This window comes from Corynebacterium yudongzhengii (assembly GCF_003065405.1).
Taxonomy (GTDB): Bacteria; Actinomycetota; Actinomycetes; order Mycobacteriales; family Mycobacteriaceae; genus Corynebacterium; species Corynebacterium yudongzhengii.
The window spans coordinates 1181456-1206873 of record NZ_CP026947.1 but is presented as its reverse complement, the minus strand read 5'-3'; the positions used below and the strand labels follow the sequence as shown (position 1 = coordinate 1206873).

23 protein-coding genes, 1 tRNA gene and 4 pseudogenes are annotated in these 25418 nt (G+C 64.7%); 15 read left to right on the top strand and 13 right to left on the bottom strand.

Features of this window, described 5'->3' with window-relative positions; all coding sequences use genetic code 11:
• The first annotated feature begins 56 nt into the window (after positions 1-56).
• The 3 genes from C3B44_RS05595 to C3B44_RS05585 are packed head-to-tail and all read left to right on the top strand — an operon-like array spanning position 57 to position 2832.
• Complete coding sequence (locus C3B44_RS05595) at positions 57-794, top strand: aldo/keto reductase (RefSeq protein WP_235840384.1); 738 nt, start codon at positions 57-59, stop codon at positions 792-794.
• A gap of 9 nt (positions 795-803) precedes the next feature.
• Entirely contained in the window at positions 804-1742 is a 939-nt protein-coding gene (locus tag C3B44_RS05590; RefSeq protein ID WP_108431507.1) for a YncE family protein, read from the top strand.
• A gap of 16 nt (positions 1743-1758) precedes the next feature.
• Positions 1759-2832: a quinone-dependent dihydroorotate dehydrogenase gene (locus tag C3B44_RS05585; RefSeq protein WP_108431506.1), complete on the top strand. Its 1074-nt coding sequence runs from the start codon at positions 1759-1761 to the stop codon at positions 2830-2832.
• On the opposite strand, the gene C3B44_RS05580 is transcribed toward C3B44_RS05585, so the two are convergent.
• Together C3B44_RS05580 and C3B44_RS05575 are read right to left on the bottom strand one after the other, a co-directional pair.
• A complete protein-coding gene (locus C3B44_RS05580; RefSeq protein WP_108431505.1) occupies positions 2813-3178 on the bottom strand; it encodes a hypothetical protein in 366 nt (121 codons plus the stop codon). The two genes, C3B44_RS05585 and C3B44_RS05580, sit on opposite strands and share 20 nt — an antisense overlap.
• Positions 3178-3711, bottom strand: a complete 534-nt coding sequence (locus C3B44_RS05575) for a YbhB/YbcL family Raf kinase inhibitor-like protein (protein ID WP_108431504.1) — start codon at positions 3709-3711, stop codon at positions 3178-3180. The genes C3B44_RS05580 and C3B44_RS05575 overlap by 1 nt, the downstream gene beginning before the upstream one ends.
• A 120-nt stretch (positions 3712-3831) precedes the next feature.
• On the opposite strand from C3B44_RS05575, the gene C3B44_RS05570 reads away from it, so the two are divergent.
• A tRNA-Leu gene (locus tag C3B44_RS05570) sits at positions 3832-3917 on the top strand.
• Between the two features lie 544 nt (positions 3918-4461).
• Here C3B44_RS05570 and C3B44_RS05565 read toward each other — a convergent pair.
• Positions 4462-4887, bottom strand: coding sequence for a cupin domain-containing protein (locus C3B44_RS05565; RefSeq protein ID WP_108431503.1), 426 nt, complete (start codon positions 4885-4887; stop codon positions 4462-4464).
• 44 nt (positions 4888-4931) lie between these two features.
• On the opposite strand from C3B44_RS05565, the gene C3B44_RS05560 reads away from it, so the two are divergent.
• Together C3B44_RS05560 and C3B44_RS05555 are read left to right on the top strand one after the other, a co-directional pair.
• The gene (locus tag C3B44_RS05560) at positions 4932-5573 is read left to right on the top strand and encodes a TVP38/TMEM64 family protein (RefSeq protein ID WP_108431502.1); all 642 of its coding nucleotides are present in this window, start codon (positions 4932-4934) and stop codon (positions 5571-5573) included.
• A gap of 10 nt (positions 5574-5583) precedes the next feature.
• Positions 5584-6135: a MarR family transcriptional regulator gene (locus C3B44_RS05555; protein WP_108431501.1), complete on the top strand. Its 552-nt coding sequence runs from the start codon at positions 5584-5586 to the stop codon at positions 6133-6135.
• Here the strand turns inward: C3B44_RS05555 and C3B44_RS05550 are convergent.
• Genes C3B44_RS05550 through C3B44_RS05540 form a run of 3 tightly spaced genes read right to left on the bottom strand, consistent with a single transcriptional unit; the run spans position 6091 to position 8605 of the window.
• Positions 6091-7329 (bottom strand): SPFH domain-containing protein, encoded by a 1239-nt coding sequence (locus C3B44_RS05550; protein ID WP_108431500.1) that lies wholly within the window; start codon positions 7327-7329, stop codon positions 6091-6093. The genes C3B44_RS05555 and C3B44_RS05550 overlap by 45 nt on opposite strands.
• Positions 7329-7754 carry an NfeD family protein gene (locus tag C3B44_RS05545; protein ID WP_108431499.1) on the bottom strand — a complete coding sequence of 142 codons (426 nt, stop codon included), beginning with the start codon at positions 7752-7754 and terminating at the stop codon, positions 7329-7331. Before C3B44_RS05545 ends, C3B44_RS05550 begins: the two co-directional genes overlap by 1 nt.
• Before the next feature lie 11 nt (positions 7755-7765).
• Positions 7766-8605, bottom strand: a complete 840-nt coding sequence (locus C3B44_RS05540) for a DUF3097 domain-containing protein (RefSeq protein WP_412841943.1) — start codon at positions 8603-8605, stop codon at positions 7766-7768.
• Between the two features lie 18 nt (positions 8606-8623).
• Here C3B44_RS05540 and C3B44_RS05535 point away from each other — a divergent pair, with 18 nt between their 5' ends.
• Entirely contained in the window at positions 8624-9286 is a 663-nt protein-coding gene (locus tag C3B44_RS05535; RefSeq protein WP_108431497.1) for a hypothetical protein, read from the top strand.
• On the opposite strand, the gene C3B44_RS05530 is transcribed toward C3B44_RS05535, so the two are convergent.
• From C3B44_RS05530 to C3B44_RS05520, 3 genes and pseudogenes are all read right to left on the bottom strand, one after another.
• On the bottom strand, positions 9283-10293 hold the full coding sequence (locus C3B44_RS05530; protein ID WP_108431496.1) for a ferrochelatase: 1011 nt from the start codon (positions 10291-10293) through the stop codon (positions 9283-9285). The genes C3B44_RS05535 and C3B44_RS05530 overlap by 4 nt on opposite strands.
• Positions 10294-10302: 9 nt before the next feature.
• Positions 10303-10731: pseudogene (locus C3B44_RS05525) on the bottom strand (NlpC/P60 family protein); the annotation flags it as partial.
• A gap of 507 nt (positions 10732-11238) precedes the next feature.
• Positions 11239-11706, bottom strand: coding sequence for an Rv1476 family membrane protein (locus tag C3B44_RS05520; RefSeq protein ID WP_108431494.1), 468 nt, complete (start codon positions 11704-11706; stop codon positions 11239-11241).
• 215 nt (positions 11707-11921) lie between these two features.
• Between C3B44_RS05520 and can the strand changes: the two genes are divergently transcribed.
• Together can and C3B44_RS05510 are read left to right on the top strand one after the other, a co-directional pair.
• Positions 11922-14738: an aconitate hydratase gene (can, locus tag C3B44_RS05515; RefSeq protein WP_207655677.1), complete on the top strand. Its 2817-nt coding sequence runs from the start codon at positions 11922-11924 to the stop codon at positions 14736-14738.
• A 112-nt stretch (positions 14739-14850) separates the two neighbouring features.
• Entirely contained in the window at positions 14851-15414 is a 564-nt protein-coding gene (locus C3B44_RS05510) for a TetR/AcrR family transcriptional regulator (RefSeq protein WP_108431492.1), read from the top strand.
• A gap of 15 nt (positions 15415-15429) precedes the next feature.
• Here the strand turns inward: C3B44_RS05510 and C3B44_RS05505 are convergent, their stop codons facing one another.
• On the bottom strand, positions 15430-15660 hold the full coding sequence (locus C3B44_RS05505) for a PLDc N-terminal domain-containing protein (RefSeq protein WP_158268623.1): 231 nt from the start codon (positions 15658-15660) through the stop codon (positions 15430-15432).
• 37 nt (positions 15661-15697) lie between these two features.
• Here C3B44_RS05505 and C3B44_RS05500 point away from each other — a divergent pair, with 37 nt between their 5' ends.
• Genes C3B44_RS05500 through C3B44_RS05490 form a run of 3 tightly spaced genes read left to right on the top strand, consistent with a single transcriptional unit; the run spans position 15698 to position 19989 of the window.
• Complete coding sequence (locus C3B44_RS05500) at positions 15698-15961, top strand: ACT domain-containing protein (RefSeq protein WP_108432576.1); 264 nt, start codon at positions 15698-15700, stop codon at positions 15959-15961.
• Positions 15962-15969: 8 nt separating this feature from the next.
• On the top strand, positions 15970-17334 hold the full coding sequence (locus C3B44_RS05495; RefSeq protein WP_199222391.1) for a PFL family protein: 1365 nt from the start codon (positions 15970-15972) through the stop codon (positions 17332-17334).
• A gap of 18 nt (positions 17335-17352) precedes the next feature.
• Positions 17353-19989 carry a cation-translocating P-type ATPase gene (locus C3B44_RS05490; RefSeq protein ID WP_235840383.1) on the top strand — a complete coding sequence of 879 codons (2637 nt, stop codon included), beginning with the start codon at positions 17353-17355 and terminating at the stop codon, positions 19987-19989.
• Here the strand turns inward: C3B44_RS05490 and C3B44_RS12075 are convergent.
• From C3B44_RS12075 to C3B44_RS05480, 3 genes and pseudogenes are all read right to left on the bottom strand, one after another.
• A complete protein-coding gene (locus C3B44_RS12075) occupies positions 19975-20718 on the bottom strand; it encodes a glycerate kinase family protein (protein WP_268876418.1) in 744 nt (247 codons plus the stop codon). The two genes, C3B44_RS05490 and C3B44_RS12075, sit on opposite strands and share 15 nt — an antisense overlap.
• 86 nt (positions 20719-20804) lie before the next feature.
• Positions 20805-21140: pseudogene (locus C3B44_RS12070) on the bottom strand (glycerate kinase); the annotation flags it as partial.
• 25 nt (positions 21141-21165) lie between these two features.
• Positions 21166-22566 carry a GntP family permease gene (locus tag C3B44_RS05480; RefSeq protein WP_108431489.1) on the bottom strand — a complete coding sequence of 467 codons (1401 nt, stop codon included), beginning with the start codon at positions 22564-22566 and terminating at the stop codon, positions 21166-21168.
• On the opposite strand from C3B44_RS05480, the pseudogene C3B44_RS12125 reads away from it, so the two are divergent.
• The 3 genes and pseudogenes from C3B44_RS12125 to C3B44_RS05465 form a co-directional block, all read left to right on the top strand.
• Positions 22486-23045 (top strand): annotated as a pseudogene (locus C3B44_RS12125) (sugar diacid recognition domain-containing protein); the annotation flags it as partial. The gene C3B44_RS05480 and the pseudogene C3B44_RS12125 overlap by 81 nt on opposite strands.
• Entirely contained in the window at positions 23019-23819 is an 801-nt protein-coding gene (locus C3B44_RS05470; RefSeq protein ID WP_108431487.1) for a PucR family transcriptional regulator, read from the top strand. The pseudogene C3B44_RS12125 and the gene C3B44_RS05470, both read left to right, overlap by 27 nt.
• 122 nt (positions 23820-23941) lie before the next feature.
• A pseudogene (locus C3B44_RS05465) lies at positions 23942-25392 on the top strand (amino acid permease).
• Positions 25393-25418: the final 26 nt, after the last annotated feature.

Sequence of the window (25418 nt, the reverse complement as noted above, 5' to 3'; positions counted from 1 at the left end):
CGCTGGCTTGCGCAACAATCATCATGGGGCAATACCTTACAACTAGTGTGGGTCAAGTGAAGCAACGAAACATGGGACGCAGCGGGCTGCGGGTCTCAGAGATCGGCCTGCGCACCCGTGACCAGGACGTCCTGGCTACATTTGTCGACGCCGGCGGCACGCTTATCGACGCCACCGTGGCCAGCGCCGCCGCCGTGCGCCACATCGGGCGCGAGCAGCTGGTCGTCGCCACCTCTGTCGGCGTGGACGTCACCTGCCCGCTCGGCCAGCGCGTGGACTGTTCGCGCCGGGCGATCCTCGCCCAGGTCGAGGAGTTTCTGCGCGCCACCGGCCTCGAGCACATCGACCTGCTGCAGGTCGGGCACTTCGATCCCCACACCCCGGCCGAGGAGGTCGCCGCCACCCTGGACTACCTGGTCACCGCCGGCACGGTGCGCTACGCGGGCGCGCGCGGCTATCGCGGCTGGCAGCTGGCAATCACTCCGCACCTGCACGCCACGACGACGCCCTATTCGCTGCTGCGCCGCGGCGCCGAAGAGGAGATCCTGCCCGCGGCCGAGTATCTGGGGATCGGGGTGATCGCCGAGGGTCCCGTCGTCGAATATGACTTCGAGCCTTTGACCACCGCAGCCGAGGGCCTGGAGATCGCCCCGACGGCCGCGGCCGCCGCGTGGACCTTGGCCCGGGTCGACGCAGTGATCGTCAACGACGCCGAGTTCGCCGACGTGTTACCCCTCACTGAGCTTCCCCGCACCATCGATAAGGCCCTCGAGGAGGTCACCCGGGTAGGCTAGCTCTTTGTGATGCGTAGATTTTGTGCTGTTCTCGCCCTTACGGCCGTCACCCTCACCGCCTGCGGCCAGAACCCCGCCGAAGAGGACCTGCCCGACATGGGCAACGCTACCCCGGCGGACTCGCCCGCAGCGACTGCCCCCGACGGCGAGGTCATCGAGTTAGGCGAGGTCACCGACTTAGTGGCCGCCGGTGGGCGCTATGGCGTGCGGGTGGGTGACGAGCTTTTCGTCGGCACCCTCGACGAGCTACGCGAGGGGGTCTCCGGCGAGGACATCTCCGGGTGCACCGACGTCACCGCCAACGCCGAGGACATCGTGGTGGCCTGCGGCAGTGACGTCCGCATCATCGGCGGCGAGACCGTGAGCTTGGACGAGCCCGCCGAGTCCGCGGTGCTCACCTCCACCGGCGAGCTCGTGGTGGCCTCCGGCACGGAAGCTCAGGCGGCGGTCTACGCGAACGGCGAGCGTATCGACGACTTCTCCGTCGCCGGCCCCACCGACGAGCTGGCTATTACCGACAATGACAAGGTGGTGCGCATCAACCGCGCGGACACGACCATCCAGGATTTGCGTATCGACGAAGGCCGCCAGGGCGGCACGCTGCGGGTGGGGCTCGGCGTCGGCACGCTGGCGACCGGCGACGGCGACATCGTCGTGGTCTCCGACACCCTGGGCAACCAAATCGCCATCTACACCGTCGACGACGTCATCCGCCTGCACCAGACCGCACCCGTGGACGCCTCCCCGTGGGCCGTCGCCCACGACGGCGAACTCGCCTGGATCGCCTCCACCGCGGAGAACACCGCGACCGGATACGATGTCTCCTCCGGTGTTCCCATGGAAGAATCGTCAGTGTCCACGATCGCGAACGTCACCTCCATGGTGGCCACCGCAGACGGGCTCGTGCTCGGCGGCAGCGACGGCCTGCAGATCATCAACGAGAGCTAACAGACGAAGGACGCACATGGGCATCTACCAGCTTGCTTTGAAAGGCCTGTTTCGGATCCCGCCGGAGCGGATCCACAGCTACGTCATGTCCGGCCTGGGGGTTCTACAGTATGCCACTCCCCTGCGCTGGCTGGTGGGTCGCATCCTGCCGGTGCGTGACGAAGTCCTCAGCCAAGAAGTCTTCGGCGTCCGCTTCGACCGACCGCTAGGCCTGGCGGCCGGCTTCGATAAGGATGGCGCGGTGCCGGACGTGTGGTCATCTATAGGCTTCGGGCACGCCGAGGTGGGCACCATCACCGCCTCCCCACAGCCCGGCAACCCGACGCCGCGGCTGTTCCGCCTGCCGGCCGATCGCGCCCTGCTCAACCGGATGGGCTTCAACAACAAGGGCGCGGCGAGTGCGCGGAACACGATCGCACGGCGTAACCGTCGCAACGTGATCGGCGTGAACATCGGTAAGACCAAGCTTGCCGACGACGCCGTCGCCGACTACCGCACCTCCGCCACCATGCTCGGCGATTTCGCGGACTACTTGGTGGTCAACGTCTCCTCCCCGAACACCCCGGGCCTGCGCGATTTGCAGGCCGTGGAATCGCTGCGCCCGATTCTTCAGGTGGTCAAGGAGTCGACCTCCGCGCCGGTGCTGGTGAAGATCGCCCCCGATCTCAGCGACGACGACATCGACGCCGTGGCCGATCTCGCCGTCGAGCTCGGCATCGCCGGCATCGTGGCGACCAACACGACCATCTCGCGGGAGAATCTCACAACCCGCAAGGTAGACAAGCTCGGTGCCGGCGGTATCTCCGGTGCCCCTGTGGCTCAGCGTTCGCCGGAGGTGCTCAAGCGGCTCTACAAGCGCGTCGGAAGCCAGCTGGCGCTGGTGAGCGTGGGTGGCATCTTTACCCCTGAGCAGGCCTGGGAACGTATCACCGCGGGCGCCAACCTACTCGAGGGCTACACCCCGCTCATTTATGGTGGGCCGGGCTGGATCCGCGACATCCACCGCGGGATCGCCGCGCAGATTAAGGCCCACGGCCTGAGCAACATCTCAGAAGCCGTGGGCTCGGGGCTTAGCTGGAAGGAAGACTAGCTCTGCGCAACACCAAGGCGCAGAGCAGCGCCATGACGGCGTAGAGGGCGATCCACCACTGCTGGAGCGTGTAGAGCGTCGACTGTGGGATGAGCATCGAGATCACGATGAGCCCCACCCCGACGACCAGCGCAATCACTTGCGTGCGGCTGCCTGCCTGATCTTTGCGCTGGGTGGCGAACGCCCCCAGGATGATCACGGCCACGAGGATGAGAAGCCTCCGGTTCGTGATCTCGAAGGGGACGTTCCAGCCCTCTTGCAGGATCGCCAGGCCGAGCATGATCATGAGGGTCAGCGCGAGGGCGAGGAATGCCCCGCCCGCGCGGACCGAGGCCGGTACCTGCATTACTTGTTCTCGTACCAGCCCCACACGATCGCCCGGCCGAGGGCATGGAAGTGCAGGTTGAAGCCCAGAACGGTCGGGGTGGCATCCTCATCGATGTCCAGCTTTTCGACGTCCACCGCATGCACCACATACAGGTAGCGGTGCGGGGCGTGCTCCGGCGGCGGCGCCGCGCCGTAGTGCACGCGGCCGCCAGAGTCGTTCTTCAGGCTCACAGCGCCCACGCCCAAGTCCTCCTGGGCGCCGGCGTTGCTCGGCAGCTCAGTGACGGTGGCCGGGATGTTGAAGGCGGCCCAGTGCCAGAAACCGGAGGCTGTCGGGGCATCCGGGTCGAAGCAGGTCACAGCGAAGGACTTGGTGCCCTCCGGGACGTCACTCCACGACAGCTGCGGAGAGACGGACTCTGGGGCGCGAAGCTTCTCGGAGAGCTCGGCGCCGTTGTCCAGATCAGTCGAGGTCAGAGTGAAGGACGGCAGGTCCTTCAGCGGTGCGTAGGGGTCGGGTCCAGGAAATCGCGAATCGTTGTAGTCGGTCATGTTCCCATTCTTACCAAATGACAGTGTAGTAGTTCACGGAAACCGGCAGTGAGCTGGCGATTTGTTGAATCTGCAGTCGGCGGGTTACATTAGTCCCCGTTGCTTTGAGTGACCACCTGAGCCCGGGTGGCGGAATGGCAGACGCGCTAGCTTGAGGTGCTAGTGTCCTATTAACGGACGTGGGGGTTCAAGTCCCCCTCCGGGCACGATAGGCCGCCAACTCTTTAAGGAGTTGGCGGTTTTCTGCTGGTTGGGGTTCTGGGCGGTTCTGGCGGCCAGGCGGTTTTGGGTGCCGCCTGGTCGAAAGCAGTCACCCCTAAAGGAGTACTGAACTCGACCTTGCGAGAGCCTTTTAGATGAGGCTGCTTTCGACCAGCGCTAACGCAACACGCACGATCAGCGTGCGGTGTGTGCAGTACAAACAGTCAGTTGCCCCACCAGGAACACCTTCCCCAGCAGTCTCGTCCGGGGCTCACCAAAACCGCATCTGATAACCCACGCGGTCGCCTGGTCGAAAGCAGTCACCCCTAAAGGAGTACTGAACTCGACCTCGCGAGGGCCCTTTAGATGAGGCTGCTTTCGACCAGCGATAGCGCAACACGCCCACTGCCTGGCTCTCAGAACCTGTCCAGCCTCGACGAGGAGCTTTTCGCCTAGACTTCACGGTCCACGCCCCACGCTCCCCCAGAAAAGCGGCAACCCCGACCAAACCAGGCCGGGGCAGCACCACAAGCACCACACTAAGCAGGCTTAGTGATCCTCGTTCGGATCGTTGTCCGCGTCTTCCTTGGTCTGGTGGAAGGTGCCGTGGACGTGTTCCGGGGCGGCGTAGATCGAGTAGAGCTTCACGGGCTCATCGGACTCGTTGACCATGTTGTGCCACTTGCCGGCGGGGACGAAGACTGCGTCGTCGTGCTCGACAACCTTTTCGACGTCGAGGTTGTCCTCACTCTCGCCGATCATCATGCGGCCCTTGCCGGCTTCGATGCGCAAGAACTGGTCGTGGTCGTCATGGACCTCGGCGCCGATCTCGCCGCCGGCCGGGATGGACATGACGGTCATCTGGAGGAACTTGCCCGTCCAGAGCGTGTCCCGGAAGGCCTCGTTGGATTCGGTGGCTTCCTCGATGTCGAGAACAAAGGGGTTGGGACCGTGGTCAGTGCGTAGAACAGACATAACTCCACTATAGGTAGATCCCCACTGGGGCGTATGGTGAACGCATGCGGCAGAAAACCAAGGCAGCCATCCTCGCGGTGTTGCTCATCGTCGCGGTGGCGGTGATCGTTTTCGTCGACATCCCCGCCCTATCGACTTTGCGGGACTGGGCCGACCGCGCCGGCGCCTGGTTCCCGCTGGCTTTCTGGGTGGGCTACGTCCTTATCAGCCAGTTCCCAGTACCACGCACGATCTTGACCTTGAGTTCCGGGATACTTTTTGGCCCGCTCGTCGGGGTTATCATCGCCACCACCGCCACCGCGGTAGCTGCGTGCATCTCCCTGACCACGATGCGCTATCTCATTGGTGACTGGGTGCGCCCCCGGCTGACTCATCCGGTGGTAGAGAAGATCAACGCCCGTCTGCGTACCCGCGGTTGGGCGGCGGTAATCAGCCTGCGCATGATCGCGGGCATACCGTTTTCGGTGATGAACTACACCGCCGCCATGACCGAGATCCGTGTGGCCACGTTCACCGTCGCCACTTTCATCGGCGCTGCCCCCGGCACGATAGCGACCGTCTTCTTCGGCGACACCCTGACGGGAAATACGAACCCGGCGATCATCGCGATTACGGTCGCCCTCGCGCTGCTGGGGATCATCGGACTCGCCGTCGACGCTCGCCGTCCAGTCAAGTCTGCCGGGTAGACTGAAAGCCATGTTGGCTGTGCATGCACGTTACCGGGGACGCGAGGTACGCCGCGCAGACATCGTGCGCCGCTCCGCAGACGCCCTCCAGACCATGGAGGGGGTCGGAGAGTTCACCTTCCTCGGCGTCGAGGACATCACCGCGCGCGTGGACTCTCCCAGCGCATTGACCGATCTCATCATGGCCTTGCTCTCCGATGGGAACTGGGCCATCGGCATTGGTATCGACTCCCCCGTGTGGTGTGAGGAGGCGGCGACCAAGGCCGTCGGCACGCGGGCTGGGGCCGTGCACGTGCGTGCCGATACCAGCGGCACCGAAGCCTTCGACATCGAGGCGACGTTCGCTCTGCTGGCACATGTGCTCGCGAAGCGCACGCTGGAAGGCCGCGAGGCGACCTCCCTGATGCGCCGCGGACTCAACCAAAACGAGGCGGCGGCGAAGCTGGGCATCTCCAAACAGGCTATGTCCCAACGGCTGCAGGCCGCCGGCTGGTCCGCGGAGTCCGCGGGCTGGCAGTTAGCGGTCCATCTCCTCGCCCTCGCGGAAGGAAATCTCCGGTGAAGCCCCCGCCGGCGAAGAGCCACCGAGCTCCCCGGCGGAGCTAGCCTTATCCTCCGCAGCTTTCGGCTGCTGCGAGCGCTCCGGCACCTCGGGGACCGCTGGGTCGACCGGCTTTTGAGCCACCGCGTTCGCCGCTGCAACGGCTTCGGCGATCTCCGGCGAGGAGGCGGTGTTAAACCACTCGTCGGTGTTGTCGGGCTCCGCCATCTCCCGGGTGTCCTCGTCGACGCCGGGGGCCTCGTAGCGGAAGACGCCGTCGTCGTCACGCGTGGCGAAGCTCTTGGCAAAGCGCTCGAGCGTGTCCCCAAACTGCGAGGGAATCATCCACATGGTCGAGGCCTCGCCCTGCGCCATCTGCGGCAGCTTGTCCAGGTAGTTGTAGGCCAGCACCTCCGGGGTGATCCGGGAGGCCTTGATCGCGGCGTTTATCTTCTGGATGGAGCGGGCCTCACCTTGGGCGCGTAGGTAGGTCGCGGCGCGGTCACCTTCGGCGCGCAGCATTTCGGCCTGGCGGTCAGCTTCGGCGGCCAAAATTGCGGCGTGCTTCTCACCCTCGGCGGAGAGGATGCGCGCCTGCTTCTCGCCTTCGGCGGTCTTGATGTCCGACTCGCGCTGGCCTTCGGCGGTGAGGATCATGGCGCGCTTTTCCCGGTCCGCCTTCATCTGCATCTCCATGGACTGCTGGACAGTCGGCGGCGGGTCGATGGCCTTCAGCTCGACGCGGCTGATGCGCAGGCCCCACTTGGCGGTGGCGGAGTCGAGCTCGCCGCGCAGTCGGCGGTTGATGGTGTCGCGGGAGGTCAGGTTCTCTTCCAATGTCATGCCGCCCACCACGTCACGCAGCGTGGCCACGGAGATCTGCTCGACGCCGACGATGTAGTTGTCCACACCGTAGATCGCCCGGGCGGGATCGTTGATCTGGAAGGTGACGACGATATCGATCGCCACCGTCAGGTTGTCTTGGGTAATCACGGCCTGCGGCGGGAAGGAGACGACGCGTTCACGCGTATCGACGCGCTCGCGCACCCGATCGAGGAAAGGCACCAAGACCGTGATCCCACCGCTCACCGTGCGGGTATAGCGCCCGAGGCGTTCGATGACCGCGGCCTCACCCTGCGGAATCAAGGCAATAGACTTGACAACGAGGAGGACGATGACCGCGAGGAGGACGACAAAGAAAATTGCTGCAAACATCAGTTCTTCCAAACGATAGCGGTTGGGCCCTCAATGTCCGCGACGCTGACCATCTCCCCTTCAGCGAAGCTGATCTGGGGATCGAGGGAGCGCGCCGACCAGATGGCCCCGTCCAGACGGATTTGTCCGCCGCGGCCATCGACAGGTTCGAGGACCTCAGCATGTTTTCCGACCAGCGTCTTCGACGAGGTATCCAGGGCCTCCGGCTTCTGGAACTGTCGGCGCAGGACCGGCTTCACTAGGACCAGCAGGGCTAGCGAAGAGACGGCGAAGGTGGCTGCCTCCAGCCAGAAGGGAACATCAGCCAACGCCACACCGGCGGTCGCTAGCGCCGCGCCCGCGAGCATGAGCAGAGTGAACTCGCCGGCCATCAACTCCAGACCGGCGAGGACCAGTGCTGCCAAAAACCAGATGAGTGCTCCCACAATCTCCTAACCTACCTGAGATCTTCTTTTTTGACTTCCGGGTTTGTGACGAAATCAACAAGCCGCTCGACCGCGCCGATCAGAGTCGGATCGAGGTCCCGGAAAGAGGACACCGCCGACGAGACTCGGTGCCAGCCCTCCTTCGGGTCGGACCAGCCTAAACGCCGGCACACGCCACTCTTCCAGTCCTCCCCCTTCGGCACCTCCGGCCAGGCCCGGATGCCGAGTTTCTCCGGCTTCACCGCCGCCCAGATGTCGATGAACGGATGACCCGTGACCATCACGTGCTCGCCGACGGAGTCCGTCAGGCGGGATTCCTTGGAGCCTTCGACCAAGTGATCGGCAAGCACTCCGACCCGCCGACCCGGCCCGGGGCGAAACTCCTTAAGCCTCTCCTCTAAATTGTCGAGACCTTCGAGGTATTCGACGACCACCCCTTCCACCCGCAGGTCGTGACCCCAGACCTGCTCGACGATGGCCGCGTCGTGAATACCTTCCACCCAGATCCGCGACGGCGCCGCGACCTTCGCCTCGAGGTTTTTCACCTTCCGTGAGCCGGAGTTCGAACGCTGCGGCGCCGCCTTCTTCACCGGCCGCTGCACGCTCACCCGCCGGCCTTCGTGCAAGAAGGCGCCGTTCATCGTCTTGAACAGCCGCCGGCGCCCATAGCGGTCCTCGAGGCGTACGAACACCCCGTCGTAGGTGCGCTCAAAACCGACGATGGCGCCGACGAAATCCTCGCCGTAGACCTCGAGCACGGTTCCGTTCGTGCCTTCGACGATCGGATATTGCTTCGGGCGGTTGCGGCGATGGCCGGAAAAGATGTCCTCGTACATGTCGGGCCAGCCTATCGGTTAGGCTGGCCCGACATGGATATGCGCGCCGAGGTCTACTCCCCACTGCAAAACGCGACCGTCTGGCTGGCCGCGTGGCTCCATGGCCACGAGTCGGCCGACGACCTCATCGACGCCTGGAGGGATTTAGGCTTTACGACGCCCGCCTCCCTGATGGCCGAGGTACGCGAGAAAGCTGAGGGCGCCCACGGACCCCAGGTCCGGCTCCTCCTCTCCGGGCCCGGCGAGGCCTCCGGCATCCCGGGCGGGCACCGGGAGGGCATCGTCATCGCCGACCGTCACGTCTTAGTGCCGGAGTGGGAGTGGGTGGAGGCCGATACGCTGCCGGCGCCGGCGTGGTTGTCGCCCGGCGAGGCGGATCAGCTGCTCACCCAGGCGACCGACGAGGCCGCCGATCTCATCGAGGCCAGCGGTTATCGCACGGATGCGCTGCACAATCCGCGGCTGACCGTCGGCACCTTAAGTGACTTCTACGACACCCCGGGGCTACCCGGTTCGGTGCCGCCGCGCGCCGCGAAGCTCTTTGCGCGGGCGGATCGCGTCGCGGCGATCATCGAGACCGTGATCTCCCGCATGGGCGATCACAGCCTCGATAGCCAGCTCTTTAGCCTCTGGCGGCACATCCGTACGGCCCGGATGGCGGGAGTGACCTATTGTGCCGGGGAGTACAGCCGCTAGAGCTGCGAGCAGCAGCCCGGGCGGCAGGGGCAGCCGTTGGTAGTACAGCCCTGGACCGAGACCGTTCCGAGGCTGAGCGGCTCGCGGTTGTCGCGGAGTTCTTCGTAGAGGTCGGCGACCATCGTCGAGAAGCGCTGCGTCGGTCCAGCGGTGCGGGCGCGGTAGACGTTGAGCCCGCGGGCGGTGGCGGCGTCGACAAGCTCGGTGTCCAGATCCCAGATCACCTCCATGTGGTCGGAGATGAAGCCAATCGGGCAGACGACGACGTCGGTGTCGATGGCCTCGGTGTGATCCACGATGTCCGGCTCGAGCCACGGGGTGGCGGGGTTGCCGGAACGCGACTGCCACACGATGTCGTAGTTATCGACGCCGGCCGCGCGCGCCACGAGGCGGGCGGCCTCCTGGACCTGGCGGGAATAGAGGTTCTTATCCCGCTCGCCGCCGGACTTCTGATCATCTTGCGTCGGGATCGAATGAGCGGTGAAGAGCACGCGGTAGTTGCCCTGGGTCTTGGCGAGCTGCTCCTGCAGCGCCTCGGCCATCTCTTCGATAAATAAGGGGTGGTCGAAGAACTGGCGCAACTTGGTGAAGCTCACCTCGGGGGCCACCTCGCGCATGCGGCGGATGTCCTCGTTGTACTGCAGACATCCCGAGTACCCGCCCCACGCCGAGGTGGCGAAGACCGCGACGTTGCGGTGACCGTCGGCGGCGATCTGGCGAGCCGCGTCTTCGGCATAAGGGTGCCAGTTGCGGTTGCCGAAATACATCGGCACCTCGATGCCCCGCTTGGCGAATTCTTCTTCCAGGTGGCTGATGATCTCGCGGTTGAGGTCGTTCAGCGGGCTGCGGCCACCGAAGTGGTAGTAGTGCTCCCCGACCTTTTCGAGACGCTCGTCCGGGATCCCCCTTCCGGCGGTGACATTCCGCAGGAAAGGAACGACTTCGTCATCGTGTTCGGGGCCACCGAAGGACAACACCAGAAGAGCGTCGTAGTCAGGATTAGTCATACCTGGATGTTAGACCATGCGCACCGCGTAATCGGACAGGCCTTCCCAGCGGACATCGGTCACGCGCACCGAACCGCCGGAGGTCGGGGCCTCGATCATCTGGCCGTCGCCGAGGTACAGGGCGACGTGCTGGGAGCCGTTGGGGCCCCAGAACAAGAGATCGCCGCGCTGCAGCTCGTCGTGGCTGACTTTTTCTCCGCGCAGGTACTGGTAGCCGCTAAACGACGGCAGGTCGAGCCCCACCGCGTTGAAGGCGTAGACCATCAGCCCGGAGCAGTCGAAGCCGACCTGGTCGTAGTCGCCGTAAGTGTCGCCGATGCCGCCGTCGCGAATGCCCTGGGTGGGGCCGTTGGCGTTGCCGCCGCCCCAGGCATAAGGGGTGCCGATCTGCGAGAGCGCGCGGTTGATGACGGCCTCGATGTCCTGGGTGCGATCGCCGGCGGAGCTCTGAGACGACGGGGTCGCAATGTGCGAGTTGGAGAGTGCCTGTTCCGAAATTGCGTAGGCAGGGGTGGTGGTGGCGGCGAGTGCCAGTGCGGACGCACCGGTAGCCGACACCACGACCCGCCGCATGCGGGATGTGGGGGTCACGAAAGTACTCCTCAAACGCCCACGTCAAGGTGACAGGCTTGACGGGACGGTCGTTTGCGTATGACTGAATGAGGGTCCGCCGAGGCGTCGCTGAACGAGAGGCCCCTATCCCACACACGGCGTGCTTCCCCACATGCCTGCGTAGATACGGCGGCGACTTCTAGTCGCTGGACCTGACTTTCAGTGACTCGATTTACCTCGAGAACCGACAACAGCACCATATGTCACAAAAAGGTCAAGTTGCACAACTTTCCCACGAGATAACATAAAGAAAAGCCACCCCTCCTTTAACCTGTGCGGGGTGGCCTGCGCGTTTGTCTACCACGCATGTCTTATGTGATGTTCATCACATTGTTATCGTTCGGAGACCTTCTTAATTCCAGTCAAGTCTGAGTCCTTGATGGAGATCCATGTCCACACGATGAACGCAGCCGCCACAACCACCACGGCCACGGTCAAGGCCAGCCACGGGACTGTAAAGCCATGCATGTCCCCGAGAAATCCCGCCACCGAGCCCGCGAAATCCCCCGGCGCCGAGAGCTGACCGTGGGCCGATTCGATCGCCACGCGGGTGTGAACATCACTGACCGCCGTGCCGCGCTCCGGGGTGCGGATGATGATGGTCTCGAAACCTTCGGCCACATTGAGCACGTCCTGGGCGGCATTGCGCGGCTCGTTGATACCTCCGCCGGTAATGACGACCCCTTCCCCTTCGCCTAAAACATCCTGTAGCTCCCGGGCGAGTTGGGCATCTTCTTCAGTGCCCACGAAAGCTACGGAATCTTCAGAGAGCTGGGCGGCGGCGTCCTTTGCGTCGAACATGGCCTTCACCCTTGCATGTCGGGCGTCCATATGGGGGTAGAACCGCGGCCAATACCTAAATAGAACGACCGTACTGTTACGATACCCGACATAGGACCCCTGCGGGCCTTAGACTTGGTTATGAACCACGTGCGTTCTCGGGACACTTGCCTATAAGGCAAGGCTTGCCTAACTAGCAAGACCCGACCTAAATGTAAGAAGAATTGGAGCTGACTGTGACTGAAAGCAAGAACTCCTTCAACGCCAAGCGCAGCCTCGAGGTCGGCGATAAGTCGTATGACTACTTCGCCCTCGACGCTGTCGAAGGCATGGAGAAGCTGCCGTACTCCCTGAAGGTTCTCGGCGAGAACCTCCTGCGGACCGAGGACGGCAAGAATGTGACCGAAGAGCACATCAAGGCCCTCGCCAACTGGGACCCGAAGGCCGAGCCCGACACCGAAATTCAGTTCACTCCGGCCCGCGTCCTCATGCAGGACTTCACCGGTGTCCCCTGTGTCGTCGACCTCGCCACCATGCGCGAGGCCGTCTCCTCCCTCGGTGGCAACCCGGATCAGGTCAACCCGCTGAACCCGGCCGAGATGGTCATCGACCACTCCGTCATCGTCGAGGCCTTCGGCCGTTCTGACGCCATCGAGCGCAATGTCGACATCGAATACGAGCGCAACGAGGAGCGCTACCAGTTCCTGCGCTGGGGCTCTGAGAACTTCTCCAACTTCCGCGTCGTGCCGCCGGGGACCGGCATCGTCCACCAGGTCAACATCGAGTACCTGGCCCGCGTCGTCTTCGACAACGACGGTCTCGCCTACCCGGACACCTGCATCGGCACCGACTCCCACACCACCATGGAAAACGGCCTGGGCATCCTGGGCTGGGGCGTCGGCGGCATCGAGGCCGAGGCCGCGATGCTCGGCCAGCCGGTGTCCATGCTGATCCCGCGCGTCGTCGGCTTTAAGCTCACCGGCGACATCCCGGTCGGCGTCACCGCCACCGACGTCGTGCTGACCATCACCGACATGCTCCGCGAGCACGGTGTCGTCGGCAAGTTCGTCGAGTTCTACGGCAACGGTGTCAAGTCCGTGCCGCTGGCAAACCGCGCCACCATCGGCAACATGTCTCCGGAGTTCGGATCCACCGCCGCGATCTTCCCGATCGACGAGGAGACCATCAACTACCTCAAGCTCACCGGCCGCGACCAGGAGCAGATCGACCGCGTCGAGGCCTACGCCAAGGCCCAGGGCCTGTGGCTCGAGCAGGACGCCGAGGAGGCCGAGTACTCCGAGTACCTCGAGCTCGACCTCTCCACCGTCAAGCCGTCCATCGCAGGCCCGACCCGCCCGCAGGACCGCATCCTGCTCTCCGAGGCCAAGGAGACCTTCCGCAAGCAGCTCGGCGACTTCACCGAGGACCCGATCTGCGAGGACGACTCCGCCGCTGCCGAGAACATGGGCGCCGAGGGCGAGAACCAGCCGGACTACGACAAGTCCAGCGTCGAGGACGCCAACTCCGCATGGCCGGGCAACGGCGAGTCCGCCGCCCAGGGTGCGAAGGGCCGCCACTCCAACCCGGTCGAGGTCGAGTCCGGTGCCGGCGGTAAGTTCACCGTCGACCACGGCATGGTCGGCATCGCCGCCATCACCTCGTGCACCAACACCTCGAACCCGTCCGTCATGATCGGCGCCGGCCTGCTGGCCCGCAAGGCCAACGAGTACGGCCTGCGCGCCAAGCCGTGGGTCAAGACCACCATGGCTCCGGGCTCCCAGGTGGTGGACAACTACTACCACCGCGCCGACCTGTGGAAGGACCTCGAGGCCGTCGGTTTCTACCTCTCCGGCTTCGGCTGCACCACCTGTATCGGTAACTCCGGCCCGCTGCCGGCCGAGGTCTCGGAAGCCATCAACGACAACGACCTGGCCGCCACGGCCGTGTTGTCGGGCAACCGTAACTTCGAAGGCCGCATCTCCCCGGATGTCAAGATGAACTACCTGGCATCCCCGCTGCTGGTCATCGCGTACTCCCTGGCCGGCACCATGGACTTCGATTTCGAGACCCAGCCGCTGGGCACTGACTCCGAGGGCAACGACATCTTCCTCAAGGACATCTGGCCGTCCACCGAGGAGATCGAGGAGACCATCTCCGAGGCCATCAACCGCGACATGTACGTCAAGGACTACGCCGACGTCTTCAAGGGCGACGACGCCTGGCAGAACCTCGACGTCCCGACCGGCAAGACCTTCGAGTGGGACGAGAACTCCACCTACGTCCGCAAGGCCCCGTACTTCGAGGGCATGCCGACGGAGCCGGAGCCCGTCTCCGACATCGCGGGCGCCCGCGTGCTCGCGAAGCTCGGCGACTCGGTCACCACCGACCACATCTCGCCGGCGTCGTCGATCAAGCCGGGCACCCCGGCCGCGAACTACCTCGACGAGAACGGCGTCGAGCGCAAGGACTACAACTCCTTCGGCTCTCGCCGTGGTAACCACGAGGTCATGGTCCGCGGTACCTTCGCCAACATCCGCCTGCGCAACCAGCTGGTGGACGTCGCCGGCGGCTACACCCTGGACTTCACCCAGGAAGACGCCCCGCAGTCGTTCATCTACGACGCCGCCCAGAACTACAAGAAGGAGAACACTCCGCTCGTCGTTCTGGCCGGCAAGGAGTACGGCACCGGTTCCTCGCGTGACTGGGCCGCGAAGGGCACCAAGCTGCTCGGTGTGCGCGCCGTCATCGCCGAGTCCTTCGAGCGTATCCACCGTTCGAACCTCATCGGAATGGGCGTGGCTCCACTGCAGTTCCCGGAGGGCGAGTCCCACGAGTCGCTGGGCCTCGACGGCCACGAGACCTTCGCCATCGACGGCCTGACCGCCCTCAACGATGGTGAGATCCCGAAGACCGTCCACGTCACCGCGACGAAGGACAACGGCGAGACCGTCGAATTCGACGCCGTCGTGCGCATCGACACCCCTGGTGAGGCCGACTACTACCGCCACGGCGGTATCCTGCAGTACGTCCTGCGCCAGATGGTCAAGTCCTAAACTGACCTGACCGCTCAAAGAAGGAGGGGGCCGTGTCCGCGGATGCGGGCCCCTCCTTCTCCCCTTTCCTCCCCAGCTATTTTCATATTCTCCGAAAGGCTTTGAAGTCGACATGCCTGTCATCAGCGACACCGAGCTGCAGCGCCGCCGCGCCGAGATCATCGAGGGCGCGCGCCGGTGTTTTGCTGAGTACGGCTACGAGGGGGCGACGGTGCGTCGCTTAGAGCAGGCCACCGGCAAGTCCCGCGGTGCCATCTTCCACCACTTCGGCGACAAAGAGCACCTCTTTTTGGCCATCGCGCGGGCCGACGCCGCCCGCCAAGCCGACATCGTCGCCGAGTCCGGCCTCATCGAGGTGATGCGCGATATTCTGCGCGACCCGAAGAGCCACGACTGGCTGGCGACCCGCCTCGAGATCACCACCATGCTGCGCACCGACCCGAGCTTCCGGGCGCGCTGGCTGCATCACCAGGAGGTGCTCGACAGCGCCGTGCGCGAGCGTCTCGAGCAAAACGCCGAGCGCGACCGGCTGCGCACCGATGTGAGCATCGGGGTGCTGCACACGTTCTTAGAGACCGTCATGGACGGCTTCATCACCCGCCTGGCCTCCGGCCATGATCTGGAGGGCATGGAGCAGGTCCTCGACATCGCCGAGGACGCGATCCGCAAACACTAAAAGCTTAAAGTAGGGTTACTTCCTACCGATGGTCCAGTAGGCCACGGGGCCAAGGCCGTTGATGAGCTGCGCGGTGGCCCACAGCCACTTCGGCCCGCGGACCTGGTTGCTCGGCCGGCGGCTCAGATCGATCCAGGACGCGATCTTCGCGGTCAGCTCCAGCGCCCCGCCGATGGTGACGGTGGCCCGCTGGGCGGTGCTCATATCTGCGAATTCTTTGCGCGCCTGCTCGATGATCGTGCTCATAGAGCTCACTCTAAGGCGCGTCATTATGATTGTCCACATGTTTGCTATCATGACCGTCACCGGTGCCGATCACACCGGAATCATCGCCGCCGTCACCACGGAACTCGCACGTCACAGCGTCAACATCCTCGATGTCTCGCAAACGATCATGGATGAGTGGTTCACCATGATCCTGCGCATCAAGCTGGCCGATACCCCCATCGCCGAGCTGCAGCAGCGCCTCGACGAGGTGGGCTCCGCCGAGGGCGTGGTCATCCGGGTGCAGTCCGAGGACCTGTTCACCGCCGTCAACGAGATTTAGGAGCGTTTATGGCTATGAACTTCCAGGCGCACCGGGTCATCGACACCATCGAGATGATCGAGAAGTACCGCCTCGATATCCGCACCGTCACCATGGGTATCTCCTTGCTCAACTGCGCGCGCAGCACCATGGAGGACACGGCTCAGGCGGTGTATGACCGCGTGACGACGCAAGCCGCCCAGCTGGTTACCGTCTGCGAGGGCATCGAGGCTGAGCTCGGGGTGCCGATCGTCAACAAGCGCATCTCGGTGACCCCGGTCGCGCTGATTACCGCCGGCTGCCCGGGCGATCCCGTCCAGGTGGCGAAGGCCCTCGACAAGGCGGCCCGCGAGGTCGGCGTCAACTTCATCGGCGGCTACTCGGCGCTCGTCGAAAAGGGCGGCACCACCTCCGAGAAGGCACTCATCCGCTCCCTGCCGGAGGCGCTGTCGACCACCGATGTGGTCTGCGGTTCGGTCAACATTGCCTCCTCGCGCGCCGGCATCAACATGAACGCCGCCGCCGAGATGGGCCGGGTTATTACCGCCGCGGCCGAAGCGACCCGCGACGCGAATGCCATCGCCTGCGCCAAGCTCGTCGTCTTTGCCAACGCGGTGGGCGATAACCCGTTCATGGCCGGCGCCTTCCACGGCATTGAGGAACCCGACTGTGTGGTCTCCGTCGGCGTCTCCGGTCCGGGTGTCGTCGACCGCGCGCTCGACGACCTCGAGGGCGCCAGCCTCGATCAGGTCGCCGAGGAGATCAAGAAGGCCGCCTTCAAGATCACCCGCACCGGCCAGCTCGTGGGCAACCTCGCCGCTGGGCGCCTGGGTGTGCCCTTCGGCATCGTGGATCTTTCCCTGGCACCGACCGCCGAGGTCGGCGACTCCGTCGCCAAGATCCTCGAGCACATGGGCCTCGACCAGGTGGGCACCCACGGCACGACCGCCGCTCTCGCCCTGCTCAACGACGCGGTGAAGAAGGGCGGCATGATGGCTTCTACCCGCGTCGGCGGCCTGTCCGGCTCCTTCATCCCGGTCTCCGAGGACGCCGCGATGATTGACGCCGTGCGCACCGGGACGATCTCCATCGACAAGCTCGAGGCCATGACCTCGATCTGCTCGGTCGGCCTCGACATGATCGCCATCCCCGGAGATACCCCGCCGGAGACGATCGCAGGCATGATCGCCGACGAATCCGCCATCGGCGTGATGAACCACAAGACCACCGCCGTGCGCGTCATCCCGGCCCCGGGTACCGTCGCTGGCGACGAGGTCAACTTCGGAGGCCTTTTAGGCTACGCCCCGGTGATCCCGGTCAACGAGGTCGCCAACCGCGACTTCATCCGCCGCGGCGGGTTCATTCCCGCCCCGGTGCACGGATTCCGCAACTAACCCTGCCTTAGGAGGATCGTGACACCGCACGCTGCCACCGAGTCCGAGATCTGCGCGGAGCTAGAGACCAGCCCGGAAGGATTATCCACCTCCGAGGCGAAGCGCCGCCGAAAAGAACACGGTCCGAACCAGCTGCCCCAGCCGCAGCAGGAGACGTGGTGGCAGCGCCTCGGCAGGCAGTTCGCCGACCCGATGATCTACGTGCTCATCGCCGCCGGCGTGCTCACCCTGCTGATGGGCCAGGTCATGGACACGATCGTCATCGCGGCGGTGGTGATCATCAACGCCTTGGTCGGTTTCATTCAGGAAGGCCGCGCCGCCAACGCCTTGGACTCCATTCGCGACATGCTCGCCCCAGAGACCACCGCGCGTCGCGACGGCCACCCCGAGACCATCGCGGCCACCGACTTGGTACCCGGCGACGTCGTCCAGCTCAGCGCCGGCGATAAGGTACCGGCGGATCTGCGCCTCATCGAGGCGTCCAACTTAAGCATCGAGGAAAGCGCGCTGACCGGCGAGTCCGTCGCCGCGGAGAAGGACACCGCAGAAACCGCGGAGGATGCCGCGATCGGCGATCGCAGCTCGATGGCGTTTTCGGGCACGACCGTCACGGGCGGCACCGGCGCCGGCGTGGTGTGCGCCACCGGTGCCGATACGGAGATTGGCCAGGTCACCGGCATGCTCAGCGAGGTCGAGGACGTCTCTACTCCCTTGACCCGCGCGATGGGTAAGTTCTCCTCCCTGCTCGCGATCGTCGCGGTGGCCCTCGCCGTGGGCATGGTGCTCATCGCCCGGCTTGCCTACGGCACCGACTGGGGCGAGCTCTTCCTCGCCGCCGTCGGCTTCGCAGTCGCCACGATCCCCGAGGGCCTCCCGGCGGTCATGGCGATCACCCTGGCCATCGGCGTGCAGAAGATGGCCAGGCGCAACGCGATTACCCGCCGGATGAACTCCGTCGAAGCTCTCGGCGCCGTGACCACCATCTGCACCGACAAGACCGGCACACTCACCCGCAACGAGATGACGGTGCGCCGCGTCATCACCGCCGCGCACAGCTACGAGGTCACCGGCGGCGGCTATGACACCGACGGAGAGGTGCTTCTCGACGACCACCCCGCCGATCCCGACGCCCACCGGGATCTCGCCCTCATCACGCAGGTGGCGGACCTCGCCAACGACGCCGACGTCCGCGACGGCGAACTCGTCGGCGAACCCACCGATGGGGCGATCAAGGCCTTCGCCCTCAAAACCGGTGCCTCCGTGCCGGCCGAAAGGCTCAGCGAGGTTCCCTTCGATTCGCGATACAAGTACCAGGCCAGCGTCGATAAGCTTGCCGACGACACCACCCGCATCCACCTCAAAGGTGCCCCCGATCGCCTGCTGGCGCGCTGTTCGCACCAGCTCAGCCCCGACGGCGGGACCGAAGAGCTCGACCGCGACTTGTGGGAAGAGGTCATCGAGAAACTCGGCGCCGACGGCATGCGCGTGCTCGCCGCCGCCATCCGCACCACCGATAGCGGCAGCGGCGAGATCAGCACCGACGAGATCGATGCCGGCGGTTTTACCTTCGTCGGCGTGTGGGGGATCATCGACCCGCCGCGCGACGAGGTCATCGACGCCGTCGCCCAGGTGCGCCGCGCCGGCATCGTCGTCCGCATGATCACCGGCGACCACGCCACCACCGCCACGGCGATTGCCCGCGAGGTGGGTATCGACGAAGGCCGCACCGTCACCGGCGCCGAGATCGAGGAGGCCGACGACGAAAAGCTGCGCGACATCGTCCGCGAGGCCACCGTGTTCGCCCGCACCTCCCCCGAGCACAAGCTGCGGCTCGTGCGCGCGCTGCGCGCCAACGGCGAGGTCGTCTCCATGACCGGCGACGGGGTCAACGACGCGCCCTCGCTCAAGCAGGCGGATGTCGGCGTCGCCATGGGTATCAAGGGCACGCAGGCGACGAAGGACGCCGCCGACATCGTGCTCGCCGACGACAACTTCGCCACCATCGGCGCCGCCGTGAAGATGGGCCGCACCATCTTCGACAACCTGCAGAAGGCCATCGCCTTCATGCTGCCGACCAACGGCGCCCAAGGGCTCGTCATCTTGGTGGCGATGCTCTTCGGCCTCACGCTGCCCATCACGCCGGTGCAGATCCTGTGGGTCAACCTCATCACCGCCGTCACGCTCTCGCTGGCGCTGTCCTTCGAGCCCTCCGGTCCCGACATCATGCAGCGCTCGCCCCGCGCGCCGGATACCGGGCTTTTGCCGGGCGCGGCGATCGTGCGCATCGTATATGTCTCGGTTTTGCTCGGCGGCGCGACGATCGCCATATTCTCCTGGCTCAACGCCGAGGTGGATATGGACACCGCCCGCTCGGTCGCGATCAATGCCCTGGTGGTGGGACAGGCTTTCTACCTCTTCGCCGCCCGCTTCACGACGGCCACCTGCCTGCGCAAAGAGCTGTTCACCACCAACCCGATCTCCTGGTTGTGCGTCGGGATTATGCTCGCGCTCCAGCTTTTGTTCCTCTACACCCCGTTCATGCAGGCCGCGTTCTCTACCAGCCCCATCGGCCTCAACGGGTGGCTGATCTCTCTGGCCCTCGGCGTGGTGGTGCTCGCGGTGGTCGAGGTGGATAAGGCGCTACGCCGACCATAAACGCACGACATCGCGGGCCGCCGCCTCGAGGTTGAAGGCGGTGTGGGCGATGGCGTCGGCGAGTGTTTCCGGGCCGCGTCCGATGGGAAATACCGCCCTAATCCCCTCGCGGTAGACCTCCTCCACGTCCGGGCCGATCGCACCGGCCAAGACCACGACGGGAAGCTCGCCGCCGCGATGGCGCTGCACCCACCGGGCGACGCCGACGGGGACCTTCCCGGCCAGCGACTGCCCGTCGATCTGGCCCTCCCCAGTGATGACGAGGTCTGCATCATTGATGACCGCGGGAAAGCCGGCGGCGTCGAGAAGCACGTCGATACCGGGCCGGATGCTGGCTTCGCAGAAGGCCATGAGCCCGCCGGCCAGCCCACCGGCGGCACCCGCCCCCGGGGTGTGCTCGACGTCTATGCCCAGATCAGAGCGGATGATCCCGGCGACGTGGGCGAGGCCGGCGTCGAGCTCGTGGACGGTCTTATCGTCGGCCCCCTTCTGCGGGCCGAAGACGCAGGCGGCGCCGTGCTCGCCGGTCAAGGGATTATCGATGTCACACATGACGGTGAGCTCGACGCCGTCGAGAAGCTCGCGGGCCCGGGAGGTATCGACGGTGGCCACGTTCTTGAGCGTGGCGCCGACGGGCACGAAAGGCTCTCCTTCACGATCACAAAAACGCACGCCCAGCGCGGCGGCCGCCCCGCATCCCAGGTCCGTGGTGGCGCTGCCGCCCCGCATCCCAGGTCCGTGGTGGCGCTGCCGCCCGCGCCGACGATGACCCGCCGCGCGCCGGCGTCCACCGCGTGCCGGATGAGCTCGCCGAGGCCATAGGTGGTGGTGCCGGCGGCATCCCTACGACCCTCTGCCAAGGGCAGGCCGGCGCAGGAGGCGACCTCGACGACGGCGGTGGTGGCGTCGAGAAGCCCGTACTTAGCCGCGACCGTCTCATTCGGAAAGACGCCGCAGACCTCGATGCAGGCTTCCTGGCCGCCGCTGGCGGCGAGCATGGCGGAGACGGTGCCCTCTCCCCCGTCGGCGACGGGGATCGCCGTGATGCGGGCGTCGGGCAGGACGCTGCGCACCCCGGCGGCGATGGCGGTGTGGGCCTCGGTGGAGCTGAGCGCGCCTTTGAACGAGTCCGGGATAACGACGATGTGCATGATGCTCCTTGTCCTAGCCGGTCGCCTAGATGAGCAGGATACCGAGGATCCAGATGATGATGATCGAGGTAAGCCCCATGAGCAGAGTCACGGTTGTCTGCGTGCGATAACCCTGCTGCGGGGTCATGCCACCGAAGTTAGCGACCACCCAGAAGTAAGAGTTGTTCGCATGGGATACGGTCATCGCCCTAGCGGAGATGGCCATGACGGCGAGAGCGACCTGTGTCGGGCTCTCCAGCCCCAAGGCCGGCAGTAGCGGAGCGACGATGCCCGCGGCGGTAACCAGTGCAACGGTAGAGGAACCCTGCGCCGTCTTGAGGATGGCGGAGACGATGAACGGGAAGAACAAGCCCAAGGAGGCAAATACCGTCGCATTGTCTTGGACAAAGTCGACGAGGTCCGTATTCGCGATGACTTTACCTAATACCCCGCCGGCTGCGGTGATGAACAGGATCCGTCCAACGACCTTAAGCGTCTCCTCGGTGATCGTGTAAAACTCCTTAATCCGGCCCAAACTGCCTAAGACGGCGACCGCCAGGATGAGTCCCAGTGCGAGAGCGATGATCGGGGTGCCAAAGAAACCGACGACATCGCCCAGCAGGCCCGGCCACCCCAGGACGGATCCCACCGAACCGGCCGCCATCGCCAAGATAGGCACGAGAATCGGCAGGAAGGAGACGGTGGCGCTGGGCAGGCGACCGTAGGAGCTGCGCAGTTCCTCGTACAGGCCCTCGAGCTCCGCATCGTTGAGGCCGTCTTCGTCCTCGGTAGAGCGGACCCGCTTACCGATCCAGACGGCGTAGATATAGGAAACGATGAGCGCTGGGACGGAAACGATCGTGCCAAGTCCGATGACGAGGAGGAGTTTGTCGCTGATACCCAGGGTGTTGGCGGCTGCAATGGGGCCCGGGGTCGGTGGGATGAAGACCTGAGCAATATAAAGACCCGCCGCCAGCGCTACGGTCATAGCAACCGATGACGAGGCAGTGCGGCGCGCCAAGGCTCGCCGGATGGGGTTGAGAATAACGAACCCGGAATCGCAGAACACCGGGATGGACACGACCCAGCCCATGAGCTGCATGGCCAGTACTGGGCGCTTCCGGCCGATCACCCGCACGAGTGCGTCGGCGATCTGGAAGGCAGCGCCGGTCTTCTCCAAGATGAGGCCGATGAGCGCGCCGAGGATGATGACGATGCCGATCGAGGTAAACGTTCCCGAGAATCCCTCGCCGATGACGGTGGCGATACCGGACACGGTCTCCCCCGCCTCATCCTCTTTGTCGACCAGCGGGATGCCGCCGATGAGTCCGAGTCCAAAGGAGACAAGCATGATCGAAATGAACGGATGGATACGCCACTTCGAGATCATGACGATCATGAGCACGATCGCCACTGCGAAGGTGGTAATCAGCGGAATGCCGGTCACTTCAGCTCCTTAATGCAGAAGACCCAACCAATGAAAGAAAGGCTAGGACTCGACGCCGCGCGTCGGCTACGGTCTGCCGCACATGGTTCACACCGGAATGTGTTCTACAGCACATTATCGAGTTATGATCTGGTAGTGGAGATCTCACTCGACAACGCCCAAAGGATCGTCTCCGAGATCAGCTCCGTTCTCGGCACCGATGTCAACCTCATGGATCAAACCGCCGCGATCATCGCGAGCACCGACCCCAGCCGCGTGGGCACCCACCATCCCGGAGCCGAGAAGGTCATCACCGAAAAACTTGACCAGCTCATCATTACTTCAGAAAATCATCTGCCGGCACCCGTCCTGGCCTTAATCTGCCGATCTGGGACGAAGCCGACATCGCCGGGGTCCTCGGCATCACTGGCGACCCAGCCACGTTCACTACCCCCGCCCACGTCTTAAAGAAAATGACGGAGATCCTGCTCCGGGAGACGCGTACCCGGGAGGAGGCCGAAAGGCACGAGCGCTCCTCGACCCGTTTCCTGCAATCGTGGCTTTTCGATTGCCATGAGCTTACCCCGGAGCTCGCAGAGCAGGGATTCGCCTTCAACATCGACGTGCGTCAGGACTATCTCATCGCGGCCGCCAGCGTCGTCTCTACCCGAGCCCCGATGCCTTCCTTCCAGGAGGAGGTCGACCGCATCACCCGAAAGCTCCTCAAGGACGCCGCCTCTCGGGGTGCGGCCTCCGGCATGTTGGGCAGCCGCATCATCCTTCTGTTCCCCCTTAGCGGAAGACGCTCCCCAGAGGGGATAGTCGCCGAGATTACCGCGTGGCTGGAAAAGGCAGCCCTGCACGTACGCCGGTCTACGGCACTGACCCTGACGGTTGGGGTCTCCAGCATCGGGTCACCTGCTCCGGAGGCAGCGGACCAAGCAGTTCGGGCTCTCCGCCATGCGCTCCACTCGCCCGCAGATGTTTACCGCTTCGACGATCTCACTCTCGAATTGCTCGTCGACTCGATCCCCGAACGACAACGACAGGCCTTCGTACAGCGAGTCTTCCGCGACACTCCCGGGGAGGCCCGCCGATACCTGAAGGCCTACTTCGAAGCAGATGGCTCCCTTTCTCTGGCCGCCGAGACGCTGTTCATCAATAAAAACACGCTCAACGGAAGGCTTCACCGGGTTGCTGAGACCACGGGATACGACCCACGCCGGATCGCTGACGCAGTCGTACTGTGGTTGGCCTTGCATCTCGAAGGCTGATCGCGACCGTCGAGCCACCTGAAGCTCTGCTCCGGCCCACCCGCTCACAGGCCCCGCAGACCTCTGGCATTAGAATCATCTGGTCTAACCTGTACACCCGCATCCGAGAAGGCGACCGCTTCATGGCGACATCTCCGACCGACACCGGTCTCAAGCGTTCCCTGTCCACCCGCCACCTGACGATGATCGCAGTCGGCGGGTCCATCGGCACCGGCCTGTTCGTGGCCTCGGGCACGATGATCGCCGACGCCGGTCCGGCGGTGCACTCGTCGCCTACGCTCTCATCGGGTTCATGGTGTGGCTGGTCATGCAGCCGCTCGGCGAGATGGCCGCCTACCTGCCGGTCGCCGGTTCCTTCCAGGAATACGGCGCCCGCTTCCTCTCCCCGTCTTTCGGCTTCGCCATCGGCTGGAACTACTGGTTCAACTGGGCGATCACCCTCGCCGCCGAGCTGGTGGCGGCGGCCTTGGTGATGAAGTTCTGGTTCCCGGAAGTCCCCTCGATCGTCTGGTCGGCCGGCTTCTTGCTGCTGGTCTTTGGGCTCAACGGGCTGTCCGCGCGCTCTTTCGGCGAGGGCGAATTCTGGTTCGCCTCCATCAAGGTGATTACCGTGATCGTCTTCCTCGTTCTCGGCCTCGGTATGATCCTCGGGATCTTGGGCCCCGGCTCGCCTGGCTTCAGCAACTGGGTGGAAGGCGATGCGCCTTTCGTTAACGGCGGGCTCGGCATCCTCGCCGTGTTCATCGCGGCTGGCTATTCCTTCCAGGGCACCGAGCTGGTCGGCGTCGCCGCCGGGGAGGCCCGCGACCCGGAAAGGACCCTGCCTAAGGCGCTCCGCACCATCTTCTAGCGCATCCTGCTTTTCTACATCGGCGCCATCGCCGTCATCGGTTTCCTCATCCCCTATACCGACCCGCGGCTTCTGGATGCCTCGGAGGAAAACATCTCGGTCTCCCCGTTCACCCTGGTCTTCGATAACGCCGGCATCGCCCTGGCCGCCAGCGTCATGAACGCGGTGATCCTCACCTCGGTGCTCTCCGCCGGCAACTCCGGGCTCTATGCTTCCACCCGCATGCTCTACTCCATGGCCAAGGAGGGCCTGGCGCCGCGGTTTTTCGGGCACCTTTCTTATCGACGGGTACCCATACGCGCACTGATCATGACCGCCTCGATCGGCATGGGCGGGTTCATCACCTCGATCGTGGGCGACGGCGCCGCCTATGTCTTCCTGCTCACCCTGTCCGCCTTGGCGGGCTTTATCACCTGGCTGGGCATCGCTTTTTGCCATATCAAGTTCCGCAAGGCACTCAAGGCTCAGGGCATTGCGCTCTCCGCGCTTCCCTACCGTGCCCCGCTGGATGGGACCGGCTCGCTCATCGCCTTGACCATGTGCGTGTTGGTGGTCGCCGGCCAGGCGTACGGGCCGATCGTCGAGCAGGAAAACCTCTTCGCGATCCTCTCGCCCTACCTCGGCATCTCCGTCTTCGCCGCTTTGTGGTTTGGCCACCGCAAGATCACCGGTGCGCGCCCCATCGCGGCCTCCGAGGCAGATCTCTCCCGTACGGAGGCTTAACGACGTCGCGTGTCGACCAATTGAGG

Bases quoted from the DNA above. Each gene is read 5' to 3' on its own strand.
- C3B44_RS05590 (WP_108431507.1), top strand. From the start codon at position 804: ATGCGTAGATTTTGTGCTGTTCTCGCCCTTACGGCCGTCACCCTCACC.
- C3B44_RS05585 (WP_108431506.1), top strand. From the start codon at position 1,759: ATGGGCATCTACCAGCTTGCTTTGAAAGGCCTGTTTCGGATCCCGCCG.
- C3B44_RS05580 (WP_108431505.1), bottom strand. From the start codon at position 3,178: ATGCAGGTACCGGCCTCGGTCCGCGCGGGCGGGGCATTCCTCGCCCTC.
- C3B44_RS05575 (WP_108431504.1), bottom strand. From the start codon at position 3,711: ATGACCGACTACAACGATTCGCGATTTCCTGGACCCGACCCCTACGCA.
- C3B44_RS05565 (WP_108431503.1), bottom strand. From the start codon at position 4,887: ATGTCTGTTCTACGCACTGACCACGGTCCCAACCCCTTTGTTCTCGAC.
- C3B44_RS05560 (WP_108431502.1), top strand. From the start codon at position 4,932: ATGCGGCAGAAAACCAAGGCAGCCATCCTCGCGGTGTTGCTCATCGTC.
- C3B44_RS05555 (WP_108431501.1), top strand. From the start codon at position 5,584: ATGTTGGCTGTGCATGCACGTTACCGGGGACGCGAGGTACGCCGCGCA.
- C3B44_RS05550 (WP_108431500.1), bottom strand. From the start codon at position 7,329: ATGTTTGCAGCAATTTTCTTTGTCGTCCTCCTCGCGGTCATCGTCCTC.
- C3B44_RS05535 (WP_108431497.1), top strand. From the start codon at position 8,624: ATGGATATGCGCGCCGAGGTCTACTCCCCACTGCAAAACGCGACCGTC.
- C3B44_RS05530 (WP_108431496.1), bottom strand. From the start codon at position 10,293: ATGACTAATCCTGACTACGACGCTCTTCTGGTGTTGTCCTTCGGTGGC.
- C3B44_RS05520 (WP_108431494.1), bottom strand. From the start codon at position 11,706: ATGTTCGACGCAAAGGACGCCGCCGCCCAGCTCTCTGAAGATTCCGTA.
- C3B44_RS05510 (WP_108431492.1), top strand. From the start codon at position 14,851: ATGCCTGTCATCAGCGACACCGAGCTGCAGCGCCGCCGCGCCGAGATC.
- C3B44_RS05505 (WP_158268623.1), bottom strand. From the start codon at position 15,660: ATGAGCACGATCATCGAGCAGGCGCGCAAAGAATTCGCAGATATGAGC.
- C3B44_RS05500 (WP_108432576.1), top strand. From the start codon at position 15,698: ATGTTTGCTATCATGACCGTCACCGGTGCCGATCACACCGGAATCATC.
- C3B44_RS05495 (WP_199222391.1), top strand. From the start codon at position 15,970: ATGGCTATGAACTTCCAGGCGCACCGGGTCATCGACACCATCGAGATG.
- C3B44_RS12075 (WP_268876418.1), bottom strand. From the start codon at position 20,718: ATGCGGGGCGGCAGCGCCACCACGGACCTGGGATGCGGGGCGGCCGCC.
- C3B44_RS05470 (WP_108431487.1), top strand. From the start codon at position 23,019: ATGACGGAGATCCTGCTCCGGGAGACGCGTACCCGGGAGGAGGCCGAA.